9 protein-coding genes are annotated in these 14,253 nt (G+C 65.8%); 4 read left to right on the forward strand and 5 right to left on the reverse strand.

Going from position 1 to position 14,253, the window contains the following annotated elements:
* The first annotated feature begins 56 nt into the window (after nt 1-56).
* Nucleotides 57-1,262 (forward strand): lysophospholipid acyltransferase family protein, encoded by a 1,206-nt coding sequence (locus J8F10_RS30680; protein WP_210660354.1) that lies wholly within the window; start codon nt 57-59, stop codon nt 1,260-1,262.
* Nucleotides 1,263-1,532: 270 nt separating this feature from the next.
* Nucleotides 1,533-2,840, forward strand: coding sequence for an aminotransferase-like domain-containing protein (locus tag J8F10_RS30685; RefSeq protein ID WP_210660355.1), 1,308 nt, complete (start codon nt 1,533-1,535; stop codon nt 2,838-2,840).
* A gap of 102 nt (nt 2,841-2,942) precedes the next feature.
* Here the strand turns inward: J8F10_RS30685 and J8F10_RS30690 are convergent, their stop codons facing one another.
* Both J8F10_RS30690 and J8F10_RS30695 read right to left on the reverse strand, forming a co-directional pair.
* A complete protein-coding gene (locus J8F10_RS30690) occupies nt 2,943-4,955 on the reverse strand; it encodes a preprotein translocase subunit SecA (RefSeq protein ID WP_210660356.1) in 2,013 nt (670 codons plus the stop codon).
* 518 nt (nt 4,956-5,473) lie between these two features.
* Nucleotides 5,474-5,971, reverse strand: a complete 498-nt coding sequence (locus J8F10_RS30695; protein WP_210660357.1) for a DUF2203 domain-containing protein — start codon at nt 5,969-5,971, stop codon at nt 5,474-5,476.
* Between the two features lie 557 nt (nt 5,972-6,528).
* Here J8F10_RS30695 and J8F10_RS30700 point away from each other — a divergent pair.
* Nucleotides 6,529-6,990 (forward strand): PRC-barrel domain-containing protein, encoded by a 462-nt coding sequence (locus J8F10_RS30700; protein ID WP_210660359.1) that lies wholly within the window; start codon nt 6,529-6,531, stop codon nt 6,988-6,990.
* A 286-nt stretch (nt 6,991-7,276) separates the two neighbouring features.
* Nucleotides 7,277-9,106, forward strand: a complete 1,830-nt coding sequence (locus J8F10_RS30705) for a DUF4394 domain-containing protein (RefSeq protein WP_210660361.1) — start codon at nt 7,277-7,279, stop codon at nt 9,104-9,106.
* Between the two features lie 236 nt (nt 9,107-9,342).
* On the opposite strand, the gene J8F10_RS30710 is transcribed toward J8F10_RS30705, so the two are convergent.
* From J8F10_RS30710 to J8F10_RS30720, 3 genes are all read right to left on the reverse strand, one after another.
* Nucleotides 9,343-9,957, reverse strand: a complete 615-nt coding sequence (locus J8F10_RS30710) for a metallophosphoesterase family protein (RefSeq protein ID WP_210660362.1) — start codon at nt 9,955-9,957, stop codon at nt 9,343-9,345.
* Nucleotides 9,958-10,207: 250 nt separating this feature from the next.
* A complete protein-coding gene (locus J8F10_RS30715) occupies nt 10,208-11,518 on the reverse strand; it encodes a hypothetical protein (protein WP_210660363.1) in 1,311 nt (436 codons plus the stop codon).
* Nucleotides 11,519-11,669: 151 nt separating this feature from the next.
* Nucleotides 11,670-13,871 (reverse strand): SUMF1/EgtB/PvdO family nonheme iron enzyme, encoded by a 2,202-nt coding sequence (locus J8F10_RS30720; protein ID WP_210660364.1) that lies wholly within the window; start codon nt 13,869-13,871, stop codon nt 11,670-11,672.
* Between the last annotated feature and the right edge of the window lie 382 nt (nt 13,872-14,253).

Genomic DNA, 14,253 nt, shown 5'->3' on the forward strand with positions numbered 1-14,253 from the left:
TGGCAAGGATTCCAGTCCCGCGATATACATGGCCCGCACCCATTCGCGGAGCCGCCATGCCCGAATCCGAATCGCCACAAGTCCGCCGCGACCGGCACAGCGCGCTCGGCGCGGCCGCAATCGTGTGCCTTTCGGTGCCCGCGCTCGCGATCCTCGTGATCGATTCCCCCGCGGACGCGCGCCGGGGGAACGTGCTGTGGCTGGTCGGGTCGATGGTGGGTTTCGCGCTTTTGCCGTTCCTCTACTGGGCGCCGTACCGGGCGCTGGGGCTGGTGCCGCTGGCCGCGGTCGCGTGGCTCGCCGCGGTCGGGCACGGCGTGTACTGGGGCGAGTGGCCCGGCTGGGCACACGGCGCCCCACTCGGGCTCATCGTCGGTGCGCTCGCGCGCGGGCGCCGGGGACAGGAGCCGTGGCCGGAAACGGCCGCGCTATTCGGCGCGACCCTCGTGGGGTTCGGGATCGCGTGGGCGTGCGTGACGCGCGGGCGCCCGTTCGCGGCACCGCAGGGGCTCGTTCTGATCGCGTCCGTTGCGCTCGTCGGTTGGTCGTGGGCGCGGCTCTTCCGCCCGCTGTTCGAGCTGGTGGTGGAACCCGTTTTGTGGTTGATGTACCGCGTTCGGCGCGCCGGCCCCGGCTTCACGGACTTTCCGCGAACCGGGCCGTGTCTCGTGATCGCTAATCACGCCTGTTGGCTCGATCCCGTTTTCTTGGCGAAGGTGCTCCCCCGGCCGCTCACGCCGATGATGACCGCCAAGTTCTACGACCTGCCACTCATCCGGCGCCTGATGGTCGCGTTCGGCATCATCCGCGTGCCGGAGAAGGCGCTCAAAAAGGACGCACCCGAACTCCTCGAAGCGATCGCGGCGCTGGACCGCGGGGAGTGCGTGGTGATCTTCCCGGAGGGCTATTTGCGCCGGTCGGAAGACCGCCCCCTGCGCCGGTTCGGGCAAGGGGTGTGGCAAGTGCTCAAGGCGCGCCCGAGCACGCCCGTGTTCGCGACGTGGATCGAGGGCGCGTGGGGGAGTTACACGTCGCACTCCAAAGGGGTGCCGATGAAAAACAAGAAACCGGACTTCCGTCGGTCGATCGGTGTGGGTGCGTCGGCCGCGGTGGTGGTGCCTCCGGACATCCTCAGCGCGCACCTCCCCACGCGAACGCACCTCATGAACCTCGTGGGCGCAGCGCGGGTGCATTTGGGGCTCGACCCGCTCCCACCGTTCGAGCTGCCCGCAAAAACGGACGACATCGAGAACGAAGGGTGAGGGCACACTAACTTTTTTGCTTGTCGAAACCCCATTCGCGCGGTAGTAAACTTCCGTCGAGAAAACCGGGCACAAGGCACTGATACGAAATGACGGTTCTGGCGCGAGTTCGGCTGGCACGCACCGCTTACGCGGCTGCCGGCGCGCTCGCGCTTGCCGCTATTTTCGCCGTTGCCGTAGTCACATGACTCCGGGTTCGACCGTGTTCTGAAACACTCGTCGGCCCCGGAGTCAAACTCCGGGGCTTTTTGCTTATCCAAGGAGCATCGCATGCCGCCGGCGCCCCTGTCGCGGTCGGGCAAGTCCCGCCGCACCACCGATTCGCCCATCAGTTACTTCATCCAGAAGGCGCTCGAAACGCCGGGCCTGATCTCGTTCGCGGCCGGGCTCGTGGACGAGGGCTCGCTGCCGGTGGACGAAGTGGGCGCCGCGGTCGCGCAGATCGTCGCCGACCCGCTCGCGGGCCGCGCCACGCTGCAGTACGGTTCCACCCAGGGCCTACCGGAGTTGCGCGAACAGGTTCTCCAACTGGTGTGCGACGCGGACGGCGTGCGGCCCTCCGATGTGAGCCTCACCGTCAACGACGTGTGCATCACGACCGGCTCGCAACAACTGCTCTACCTGCTCGGCGAGGCGCTGTTCGATCCGGGCGACATCGTCATCACGGAAGCCCCGTCGTACTTCGTGTTCCACAGCCTGCTCCAGTCGCACGGCGCGAAGGTGCTGACGGTGCCGCTGGACGAACACGGCATGAAGATGGACGCGCTGGAGGCGCTGCTCGAGCGGCTCCGCCGGTCCGGTGAGTTGGCCCGCGTGAAGGTGATCTACACCGTCGATTACTTCCAGAACCCGACCGGGCTGACGCTCGCGGTGGATCGCCGCGCGAAGCTGGTGGAACTGGCCCGCCGGTACAGCACGGACCACCGGATCATCGTTCTCGAAGACGCGGCCTATCGCGAGTTGCGCTTCACCGGCGCCGATCTGCCCAGCGTGAAGCGGTTCGACCCGACGAACGAGTTCGTGGTGTACACGAGCACGTTCTCGAAGCCGTGCGCGCCCGGGCTGAAGACCGGTTACGCTCTCATGCCGCCCGACCTGATGGCCCCGCTCCTTCACCTGAAGGGCAGCCACGACTTCGGCTCCGCGAACCTGTCGCAGCACATCGCGTCGCGGTTGATCGCGTCCGGCGCCTACGCCAAGCACGCAGAGCACCTCCGCAACGTGTACCGCAAGAAGCGCGACCTGATGGTTCAGGCGCTGGAATCGGAGTTCAGCGACTTCCCGGCCGCGCGGTGGACCGTTCCGGCGGGCGGGTTCTACGTGTGGCTCACGTTTGATGGCATCGATACCGGCCCGAACGGTCCGCTCGTTCAAGCGGCGCTCGAAACGGGCGTACTGTACGTGCCGGGCGAGTTCGGTCACGTGTTCGATGGGGAGGAATCCGTGCCGAACAACGAGTGCCGCTTGTGCTTCGGTGTGGCGACTGAGGAGCAGATCCCCGAAGGCATCCGCCGGTTGCGCAAGGCTTGCGCCGCGATTAGCACCGGGAAGCGTGAAAAGGTGAAGGTGGGGGTGTGATGCGCGCGGGTTGCGGAGCGCTCCGTGGCCCGGCTCGGGTGTTTCCTGCTCTGTCTTCGCGGCACAGGCCCGAGTGCCTGTGCCGCCGATCAGAAAAACGCGCTAATCCACATACGCATCCGCGCCCAAGTCCTGGAGCATCTCCTGGCGCTGTTTGTCGTAGTTCATCAGGTCGAGGCGCTGGCGGTAGTGCCGTGCTTCGATGCGGCGCTGCGCCAGGCGGAACAGAGGCGCGAACGAGTTCCAGTCGCGGCTCCCGCCGGCCTTGCCCAGCGCTTCCAGTTCCTTCTGCTTCGCGCCGCCCAGCCCTTCGAGCAGCTGATCTTCCAGTGCGAGCATGAACTGCGAGCTACCGGGGTCGCCCTGGCGCCCGGCGCGCCCGATGAGCTGCCGGTCGATGCGCTCGGCCTCGTGGCGCTCCGTGCCGATCACGTGCAGGCCGCCGTTTGCGGCCACCCCCGGCCCCAACTTGATGTCAGTCCCGCGCCCGGCCATGTTCGTCGCGACCGTCACCATGCCCGGCTGCCCGGCGCCCGCGACCACGTCCGCTTCGTGCTCGTTCTGCTCGGCGTTCAGCACCTGGTGCGGTACGGCTGCGGCGGTCAACTTCGCGCTCAGTTTCTTCGACGCCTCCACGGTCCGCGTACCGATCAGCACCGGGCGCCCGGACGCGAGCATCTCCTGCGTCTTCTGCACCACCGCATCAAACTTCGCGTCCTCGGTGGGGTACACGGAATCGGGTAGCACGTTGCGCAGGTTCGGCTTGTTCGTCGGCACCTTCGTCGTCCAGCGCCGGTACACTTTCCGCATCTCCCAGAAGTTCGGGAGCAGCGTACCGGACATCCCCGCGAGCTTCTCGTACAGACGGTAGAAGTTTTGGAACGTGACCTGCGCCGCGTGCGAACTCGGCATGTTGATCGCGACCTTCTCCTTCGCCTCGACCGCTTGGTGCAGCCCGTCGCGCCAGTGGCGGTCGGGCATCGGGCGCCCAGTGCCCTCGTCGATGATGACGATCTTGTTTTCGCTGTTCACCATGTAGTGCTGGTCGCGGGCGAAGCGGTAGTAGGCGTGCAGCCCGCGCTCGACGGCCTCGAGCAACTTGTCCATCGCCTTCGCGTGCTTACCGGTCGGCGGGTTGGAGTACCGGACGAGGTGCTTGCCGGCGTCGGTCAGCTCGATCTTGTCCTTCTTCGCGTTCATGTGGAAGTGTTCGTCGCGCTTCATGCTGCGCGCGAGTTCGTCGGCCCACTTGAACACCACTTGCTCTTCCGGGTCAGCCAATCGAGTGGGGTTCGCGATGATGAGGGGCGTCTTCGCTTCGTCCACGAAGATGCTGTCGGCCTCGTCCACGATGGCGTAGTGCAGCCCGCGCTGCACGCGCGGGTCCAGGCGCCCGCCGCCGCCCCCGGTCCACGCGGCCCAGAACGGCGCGGCCGTGGCTTGGCCGCCGCGCAGCTTCAGCCGGTCGCGGAGGAAGTCGAACCCGAACTCGGCCGCGGTGCCATAAGTAACGTCGGCCTTGTACGCGGTGATGCGGTCGCCCTCGTCCATCTTCTGTTGGAGCACGCCGACCGTCATCCCGAGCTTCTGGTACACCGGGCCGATCCACTCCGCGTCGCGCTTGGCGAGGTAGTCGTTGACCGTGGTGACGTGGACGCCCTTGCCGGAGAGCGCGTTGAGGTACGCCGGCGCGCTGGCGGACACGGTCTTCCCCTCGCCGGTCGCGAGTTCGACCAGGCCGCCGACGTGCATTACCGCGCCGGCCGCGAGTTGCACGTCGAACGGGCGAATGTTGAGCGTGCGCTGGATCGCGAGCGACGCGAGCGCGAACGCTTCCGGTAAGAGCTTGTCGAGATCCCACTTCCCGCGCGCCTTGCCCCGCAGCCCCATGCTCAGTTCGACGAGCTGCGCATCGGTCACGTCGGCGTGGAGTTTCTCGAAGTACCGCACCTTCGGCACGAGGAGCGCGGCCCGCGACAGCCGGCGCTTCCAGGGTGGGCCGACGCGCGCGACGGTCGTGTTCACGGGCCACGTCCCGAGCCGGCCCGGGGTGTTCTCGATCTTCCGCGGGGCTTCCGCGTGTTCGGGCGCAGCGGGCGGAATAGCGGTACTCATTCTCGGCCCCTTGAGGTCGGAGACTTCCCTACTCACCTTAGCGGGCGGGGCAGCAGAACGCTACCACCGTGGCGTTCGATGTTTGATGCGGGCGCGGGCGCGAGAGAAGTGACGAAACGAAAATAACGCGGGGCGAGCCGAAGCTCGCCCCGCGTACCAAGCATACTTACGGGTCCCGTCCATCCCTTAGGTAGCCTGGCAGCCTAAACCGTTCCCCCCTCGGAACGGTAAAAGCCCACATTGAAGAGCCACCAACTCGCACAAAAACTGCGGGTCGGTTGCCCCCGTCGCGTTGCCGGTTGAGAGCAGCACTTGGGGACAACAAAGTAATAGATCACGCACCGCGCCGGTGCAAACAACTGGAGGTAAAAAATACAAAATGTCAGTTCTTCGCGGGTGGCCTGAAAAGTACAACCGCTACCGCGCGAAACTGGCGAAGATGTGCGCCCGGAGTGACCGGTACAACGCAAAAAGCCGCGACCATCGGGTCGCGGCTTTTTGCGTCGCGGGTTCGCACCTTACGGCTGGCTGCCGCGGTAGCGAGTTGCGGTCACGGAACCGGCCTTATCCCAGTCGGCCGGGATCGGCCGGCGTGATTCTTCGTCGGAGTAGTGCCAGTGGCGGAGGGCCTCTTCGCCCACGAGCCAGGAGAACGCGGCGGTGCGGCCGTTCACTTTTGTTGGGAAGTCCACTTCCCCGGCCTCGTCGTCCACGAGCGCGACGCCCAAGCTGTTCAGCTCGGTGACGGCGATGTTCCAGGCTTTTTCGGCCGCGGCGATCTCGTCGATCACCTGGTAGCGCCGCTGGCGCTCCTGCCAGACGAGGTCGCGGCGCTGCCGGTCGAGGCGCTCTTGCTCGGGAACGAGGCGGTTGATCGCGCGGCGGGCGTTCTGGACGTCCGTCACGATGCTCCGGACGAGGGGAAGCATCTGACGAGCGGTCGTGAGGTCGAGGGTGACCTCTTTCTTACGAGGCTTTCCCGCCGAGTTACTCGCGCGGTTGGGCGTGTTGCTCATTGGTGGCTCCCGGAGTGAGTGAGGGGGGAGCGGTCGCCCCTCTGTCACCATTCTAGGAGCGCCCGCGCCGAAATAACGTCGGACGGACGCGGAATTGTGACAGAAGGTTCGACCCCACTCTCCCAGTGTTAAGTTCGATGGTCCTGGCCACAAATCGATGCGGTGCCGGTGGATTTTTGATTGATACCCTTCCGCGCCCAACAAAAGAAGGTCAGTCGCGCATTGCGCCGCCCTGAATTCGCCGGGCGCGGCGAACTTCACCGGCTGGGCAAATAGTCCCCGGCGGGGCGCTCGCATCGGCACCGTCGATGGGTGGTGAGGGCAATGCCGATCCGAAGATCAGAGGAAGTGTCTAAGAACTGCGTTCCCGAAGGGTTCCGTCAAACTTTGCCCGACGGGTCGGTGTGTTACAGCGCCGAGTGGCCCAGAGCACTTTTCAGGAGCGGGAGAAACATTTCTGGGGCATCGGAATTGCAAAGGCAGAGCAGCACTGAACGCGGCCCGTTCTCGCAACGAGCGGTTCGGTATTCCTTCGCCCGTTAATTGGAGATCCACTCATGATGAAGTACACCCTACGTGCGGCCTCCGCCGCCCTTCTCCTTACGATTGGGGCGTTGCCCGTTCTCGCCGCGGACCCGCCCCGGATCGTTACCGCGGCGCCCGCGGTCGGCAACCACTTTCGCGCCAAGCAAGTGATGGGCACGAAGATCCTGATCGGCGGGAACACGGCGATCGGCACCGTGGAAGACCTGGTGTTCGATGACGCGGGGAACCTCGAGTACCTGATCGTCTCGACCGACAACAACAAGCTCGTGAGCGTGCCCTGGGACGCCGCGAAGTGGGATCTGGATAAGAAGGTCGGGACGCTCGGCATCACCGTCGAGCAGTACAAGACGATCCCGACGTTCACGACCACGACCTATCCCAGCTTCTACACGCCGACGTACCGCACCGAAACGTACAAGTTCTACGGGCTGACCCCGCGCGAGCTCCGGCGCATCGAGCGCCGGCTCCCGTAAGCAATCGCGTGCGCACTATCAGCGGACCGGTGCGCGGGGGACGAGAACCCGCGTTCCCGGTCCGCTGGCGTTTGTCTGAAACCCCGACGATAACTTCTGGTTTACCCTCGTCGCAGCAGATTAGTGCGACGGTTTGGGGGAAAATGGCTGTCGGATAAATGGGCAGATTGGAACGATTGGGGTGGTGTTACCGTTGACGCCGTCCCGCCCGCAGCCTATACCCGACATTCGGTTCGTCGCCCTCCCTATCCAACGATCCGACACCCTGATTCCGGAGTGCCTCCCAATGCTCACGCGTATTCTCTCCCGCCTGCGCCGAAGCACGGCCCCGAGTCGCCCCACGCCAAAAGCATTCAAGCGGTGCCTAAATCTCGAAGCGTTGGAGGCCCGTGAAGTACCCGCGATCCTTTACGGATTGACCGGGGCCAACACACTGCTGCGGCTCGATAGCGCGAACCCGACCGTGACCACAACCGTTACTGTGACCGGGCTGGGGGCGAACCAGCAACTCGTGGGAATCGACTTCCGGCCGCGCACCGGCCAACTGTACGGCAGCTCGGTCGTCGACGCGAGCGCCAACAACTCGATCATCTTCACCTACCGCATCAACCCGCTGACCGGGGCCGCGACGCTTGTGGGCCAGACGGCCGCCGCGGTGCCCGGCGCCGGGGACGTCGCGACCGGGTACGACTTCAATCCGACCGTGGACCGCATCCGCTACGTGAACGTGAACGACGAGAACGTCCGCCTGACCCCGGTCAACGGCACACTCGCGGGGGATGACACCGATCTGACCGTAGGCGCGGACATTATTGGCGCGGCCTACGACCGCAACACCGACCGCCAGAACAACGCGGGGGACACGAACACGCTGCCGACGACACTGTTCCTCATCAATCGCGCGACCAGTTCGCTTGCCCGGTTAGGGGACATCAACGGTACGCCCATTAGTCCCAACGGCGGGGTGGTCACCGATATCGGCGCCCTGGGTGTAACGCTCGACGCCGGGGCCAATGGCGGCTTCGATATTCTCGAAAGCACACTCAACAACGGCCTGGGAACGGCGTTCGCGGCCCTGACGGTGAGCGGTATCACCGGACTGTACAGTATCGATTTGACCACTGGAACCGCGACGCTCGTGGGCGCGATCGGCACCGGAACGACGCAGATCGCGAGCCTGGCCGCGGCGCCGGACGGTGTGGTGGTGGTCGGCTCCGGGCTCGGGGCCAACGGCGACGTGCGCATCCTCGACTCCACGACTGGCGCGGTGCGGACCACGATCATCCCATTCGCCGGGTTCCAGGGCGGCGTGCGGGTCACCGCGGGCGACGTGAACCGCGACGGCATCCCGGACGCGGTCGTGAGCGCGATCGCCCCGCAGGGGCACGTGAAGGTGTTCGACGGGGTGACCGGTAACCTCGTACAAAGCTTCTTCGCGTTCGCCGGATTTGCGGGTACGGTGAACGTCGCCACCGGCGACGTGAACCGCGACGGGTACGCCGATATCATTGTGGCGGCCAACGGGGTGAACGGGCATGTGAAGGCGTTCAGCGGGCTCGACGGCTCGCTGCTCGGCAGCTTCCTCGCGTACCCGGGCTTCCTCGGCAACGTGACCGTGTCGGCCGCGGATTTCAACAACGACGGGATCGACGAGATCGTGACCGCCGCCGCGATCAACGGGCACGTGAAAGTGTTCAACGTCGACGGGACCGCGTTCACCTCGGCTACGCTGCCGAACTTTGCCAACAGCTTCTTCGCGTTCACTCCCTATGCGGGTGACGTGAACGTGGCCGCGGGCGACGTGACCGGCGACGGTATCGCGGATATCGTCCTGAGCAGCGGGTCCGGTACGCGCGGCAACGTGCGCGTATTCAGCGGGCTGAACAATACGCTGGTCAGCAGCTTCTTCGCCTACGGCAGCGGAGTGACGAGTGGCGCGTTCGTGGCGCTGGCCGACGCGAACGGCGACGGGCTGCTCGACATCCGCGTGACGCCGGGCCTGGGTCAACAGGCCAACGTCACGACGTTTGACTCGGTCGGCACGTCGATCGGGACGACGTTCTCGGCGTTCACCGGCTTCCAGGGCGGCGCGACGATCGGCGGCGCGCGGTTCTAATCGCTCGCCGCAGTATCGATCTTGCGCAGAGGTTCGGCGATACAAGATCGCCGAACCTCTGTTGCACGCGCCCGCACTTGTACCGCCTCATCATGATTCGGTCCGCAAGTCACTTCGAGCCCTACTGCGCTCGCACTTCAAGTGAATAGCTGAATCACAATTCGTGCGACCTCCCGAACGGGCCGCCGATTGGAGTAGCTTTGATTTGGTCCGCTGGGGGCAAAGAAAAGGCCCGCTCAACTCGAAGCGGGCGGCGGGGACGGTGCGTCCGGGAGCACCCCGGGCGGCATGACAATGGAACCGGTGCCGTCGTCGAGAGCGGCGGTCGCGGCGTGAGGCGTCGGGACCGCCGCGCCCGGTAATTTACCCGGAATGATGATGGGCTTGATTTCGCCGGTGATGAGGTCCAGCACGATGCACGTCTTCGGGTTCGCGCGGAACAGCGCACCGGGGTTCGCGACCAACGTGCGCCCGGTGCGGTGCTGCTCGCGCACGTGCGTGTGACCGTAGAACACGTAGTCGAAGTAGTCGGCGTTCTCCAGTTGGCGCAACTGGTGGCGCTCGTGGCTGTGGACCCAGGCGATCCGCTTCTCGGCCAGTGTGAGCGCGCCGAACGACTCGTAGTGGGTGCCGCCCGAGTCCTTGATCGCGGCGGCCAGCTTCGCCTTGTCCTTGTCCCAGTTGCCGAACACGAAGTGCGTCGGGATCGGTTTGAACACGCGGACCGTGTCCGGCGACTCGATGTCGCCGCAATGCAGGACCAGTTCGACCTCCTGCTCTAACAGGAGGCGAACGGCTTCCGCGACCGCCTCCTGGCGGTCGTGGGTGTCGCTGACAACCCCGATCCGCATAGTTCCCCCGTTACGCCCCAATTCGACGCCCGCCGACACACATTTACTACCTTAACAAACCGGAAGAGGGTCGGGTATATCGGGTGCGCCGGGTATCGCGAGTCGGGCGCCGCGAACCGGGTTTTTCTGGAACCGGACAAACAACAACTGCTTAAACTATCAGTCATCGCTCTTATTATTCCGCGCTCGGGGAGCGCCTTTTGCTTTTGCGGACCCCGGGTCACCCGATTAATCGGCACATTCGCTGCAGTCACTTTTTCGGGAACGCGAGCGCGTTAACGAGCTCGCGGTCGCGCGCGCCGACGGCCTTCGCCTTGTCCGGTTTCATGGCGAAGGTGACCGCCACTTGGTCCCCCTGCGGGCCGGCGACCAAGTTGAAGCTCTGAACCACGGGCAACTCTTCCATCTTCCCTTCTGCCGTGATGCGGTACATCCAGCGCCCGTCCGGGGACGAAGTTTCGGCGTCTTCGATCACGCGCGACGCGACCCAACCCGCCGTACTACCCACGGCCTTCTTGAACTCGTCGGCCGGAGTGTGTTTGCCCGGGTCCGCCTTCTTCCACACCATGAAAGTGGCCTGCGCGATGAACTCGCCCTTGTCGAGCAGGCGCAGAATGAGGTGCTGTTCGGTCTGACCGGTGACGTGCCAGTCGCGGGGGTAAACGAGTTCGTAGCGCTTCTTCGGGTCCGCGTGCCGGAGCAGGGCCAGCGCCGCGGGCACGTCGCCCTTCGGCACGGCCGCGAGTGCCGCGTCGGTCAGTTCCTTCGGCACTTCGGCCAGGGCCGCGCGCTTGAGAGCGACCGTCACCTCGACCTGCGACGCGGGCGCGACCGGCCCCTGTTCGCGGTCGTCTTTTTGCTTCCATGTCAGCGCGGTCACGCGCTTCGCGGTCGCGTCAAACGTGCCGGTCGCGGTTATCGTCAGCGTGACCTTCGCCCCGTTCTCGATGCCCTCCGCCGTTCCCTCAATGGTGAAGGTGGCTTGCCCGTTCGCCGCGGCGGTCAGCTTCCCGGTGAGGCCGTTCTTGATGAGGCCGTCGAACAAACACGCGGCCTGCACCGCCGCGGGGGCCACGGTCCACGAGTCACCGACGTTCACGGCCTTGTTGGGGAGCAACCCGGGGATGCACTGCGGGTTGAAGTGCTCCGTGACGAGGTCGAGCTCGTCGCGCGTGAGCGGCCCGGTCGGGCTGAAGCAGAAGGTGCCGTCGGAGTTCCGGTGCGCGACGATCAGCGCGCGATCGGTCGGGAGCGCGCGATCGGCTTTGTCCCCGCTCACGACGGCGGACGCCGCGGCGCTATCGTAGTAGCGCGCGGACCGGGCCGGCATTCCGTCGGCGGTGGTGAGCGTTCGTTCCGCGAACAGGTGCCGCGCCTTCGCGTCGAGGCGGATCGGTTCCTTCGTGCCCTCTTGTGTGACGATCAGTTTGCCCGTCAGGTCGAGTTCGACGCTGTACCGGAAGCACTCGCCCGCGGCCGGGGCTTCGCCGAGGGTAACTTGTGCGCGGGCAACTGGGGTGAAGGCAATAAGGGCAATCAACGTAACGGCGGCGCGGCTCATTCGGTGTCTCCGTGTGTACGGGAGGCAATGAGCGGCGGTGCATACGTTGGGAGGGGGCGCACCGTCAAGGCGAACCCTGCTCATCAAAGTGAGGTTGGTGAAGTTCGGTTAATTGGGCACCCGCCGCCCGTGCGAGCGGGGGTTCGCCGGGTCACCCGATTTCCATTATCACGCGGAACCCGATGGTCTCGGAGGGCGAGTCCGGGGCGTGGCCGCGCCGGGCGGCGCTGCGGCACTCGATCACGGGCAGGCCCCAACAGCCCCCGCGAATCACCCGCATCTGCCCGCGCTTCGGCCCGGGCGGGTCCTCGAGCGGGCTGTCGAAGTAGTAATACTCGTCGAACCAATCGTTCACCCACTCCTGCACGTTCCCGTGCATGTCGTGGAGTCCGAAGGCGTTCGCGGGGAACTGCGCGACCGGCCCCGAGCTTTTGCCGGACTGCTTGTGGCCCGACGTCATGAACAGGGCGTCCTTGGGCGTGAGCTTGTCGCCGCACGCGAAGTCGGTGGTGGTCCCGGCGCGGCAGGCGTACTCCCACTCCGCTTCGGTCGGGAGCCGGTAGCTGCGCCGGTGGACCTCTTCGTCCGTCATGCGCGCGAGCTTGTCGCAGAACCGGAACGCCTGGTCCCAGGTGAGGTGATCGACCGGGTGATCGAGCCCGCCCCCGCGCGAGCGGCTGAACTTGCTCGGGTTCTTCCCCTTCACGGCTTCGTACTGCGCCTGCGTGACCGGCACGACGGACATGTAGAACGGCCGCGTGATCTTGACCGTGTGCCCCGGGCCTTCGTAGGTGCGCCCGGAGGTGTCGTCGCCCATCCGGAAGGTGCCAGCCGGTATGCGCACGAACGTCATGCCGATGGAGTTCTTCATCAACCGGATGGCGCCGGTGGTGGACGTACCGGGGCCGCCGGACGTGAGCGGCCCGCCGCCCGCCGCAACGAGCATGGCGGCCGCGGCGCCCGCAGCGGCCTCGGCCTTGTACTCTCTCCCGCGTGCGGTCGCTATCGGCACGTGCAGGGACGAGCCGGAGCCCTTCAGTGAGATCAGTTTGGACCCGTCCGGACCGGCGGGGTCGGGCGGGGCGACGGTCACGCCGGCGAGCGCCTCGACCAGCGCCGCGGCGCTCTTGGGGCGCTTGTCGGCGCGCGTACTGAGGCACGATTGGAGCACGCGGGCCTGCGAATCGGTGAACCCGGCGGGGCGCAACTCTTCGATCCATTCCGCGCCAAACGGTGCCGCGGCGGAGGGGTCGCGCTTGAGTAACTGGTACCAGATGACGCCGATCGCGTGGACGTCGTCGGTCGGCGCCGGCGGTTCTTTCTTCACCTGTTGCGGGCACGCATACAGGCTCGTCGCGGCCCCGCGGTGGGCCAGGCGCTGTTGCTCCCCGCGCGGGCCGCCCTTCGCGAGCTCGAGCGCGCGCACGCTCTCGATCTGCCCCCAACCGAAGTCGCTCACCCACATGGTGAACTTGCCGCCGTCGGTGGGGTGCAGCAGCACGTTACTCGGTTTCAGGTCGCGGTGGATCACGCCCTTTTCTTGCGCCTTGGCGACGATCGCCGCGAGGCGCCGAACTAACTTCAGTGCGGCTTCGGGCTTGGCGCTGTCGTAGCGCCACTTCCACTCGAACATCAGCCCGGCGAGGTCGTAGCCGCTCACGAACGGCGCTTCGAGGCACGGCGGGTCCGTTTCCAGGTACACCCCGCGCAGCGGGAGCACGCCGGACACGTCGTTCAGATCGAACACGTCGGTGAACAGGTCCGTGTTGGCTTTCACGCGGTCGCGCGATTCGTCGTCGATCACGAACTTGAGCGCGACGGGCCGGGCGTCGCTCTGGGTCGGGTCTTCGCCGCGCCACACCTCGGAGTTCTGGCCCAGCCCGCGCAGTTCGGTGAGCGTCCAGTCGTCGAGGCCGGCGGGCTTGTCGCCCGGGCGGAATCGGGGAATTCGCGGCGGCAAGAACCCCGCGAACTCTTCCGGCTTGGTGAGCTCGAACCCCTCGGGCACCGAGCGCCCGTCGGAATCCGAGGGGCGGCGGAGGCTCTGCCGGACCGCGACCGGGAGCGCGCGGAGGTAATCAGCGAGTTCGGCTTTGGGGACCGAGTGCGTGGTCGCGAGTTCGGTGATGAGTTCGCCCAGGCGCCGTTCGTACTCGTTCGGATCGACCGCGGCGCAATCGGCGATGGCCGTGCGCAGGTCGGTACCGGGTAGTTTCTTGTGCGCGTAGTCGAACGCGGCCCGCGCGATATCGGGGAGCACGTCGGCGAAGGGCCACAGGCCCTGTAACGCCTTGCGACCCTTTTCGCAAAGCGATTGACCGACGCATTCGAGTAGGGCTTGCAAACGCGGCATGGCGACGCCTCCGGGCGGGAGAGAGTATTGCCGGCGGCAAACGTAAGTGATGTTACGAGTGTAAACTAATCGACCTTAACTCACAAGCCTGTACGCGATCCCCCACCGTCCTCACGGCCCGAAGTCAAGACGACGCGCTCCGCTCCGGCTCACTGCACCGGGTTCGATTCGAGGGCGAGCCGTTCGCACTGTGTGGTTGGGATACTCTGCTGAACCGGGGGTTTCATACGCCCGTTTGTAGTTCGTTGCGGCGCGGCTAACATTTGCTAACATTTTTGGATCGAAGGCCTCGGCGAGCGATCGGAATCACACTAAATGCTGGAATTTCAAGCTATTCAGCGTTTTTAAGCCCCTCTCCCGCCTGCGCCGATTGCTAACAACG

This window comes from Gemmata palustris (assembly GCF_017939745.1).
GTDB lineage: Bacteria > Planctomycetota > Planctomycetia > Gemmatales > Gemmataceae > Gemmata > Gemmata palustris.

Coding starts and splice junctions, on each gene's coding strand:
- J8F10_RS30680 (WP_210660354.1), top strand. CDS start 57: ATGCCCGAATCCGAATCGCCACAAGTCCGCCGCGACCGGCACAGCGCG.
- J8F10_RS30685 (WP_210660355.1), top strand. CDS start 1,533: ATGCCGCCGGCGCCCCTGTCGCGGTCGGGCAAGTCCCGCCGCACCACC.
- J8F10_RS30690 (WP_210660356.1), bottom strand. CDS start 4,955: ATGAGTACCGCTATTCCGCCCGCTGCGCCCGAACACGCGGAAGCCCCG.
- J8F10_RS30695 (WP_210660357.1), bottom strand. CDS start 5,971: ATGAGCAACACGCCCAACCGCGCGAGTAACTCGGCGGGAAAGCCTCGT.
- J8F10_RS30700 (WP_210660359.1), top strand. CDS start 6,529: ATGATGAAGTACACCCTACGTGCGGCCTCCGCCGCCCTTCTCCTTACG.
- J8F10_RS30705 (WP_210660361.1), top strand. CDS start 7,277: ATGCTCACGCGTATTCTCTCCCGCCTGCGCCGAAGCACGGCCCCGAGT.
- J8F10_RS30710 (WP_210660362.1), bottom strand. CDS start 9,957: ATGCGGATCGGGGTTGTCAGCGACACCCACGACCGCCAGGAGGCGGTC.
- J8F10_RS30715 (WP_210660363.1), bottom strand. CDS start 11,518: ATGAGCCGCGCCGCCGTTACGTTGATTGCCCTTATTGCCTTCACCCCA.
- J8F10_RS30720 (WP_210660364.1), bottom strand. CDS start 13,871: ATGCCGCGTTTGCAAGCCCTACTCGAATGCGTCGGTCAATCGCTTTGC.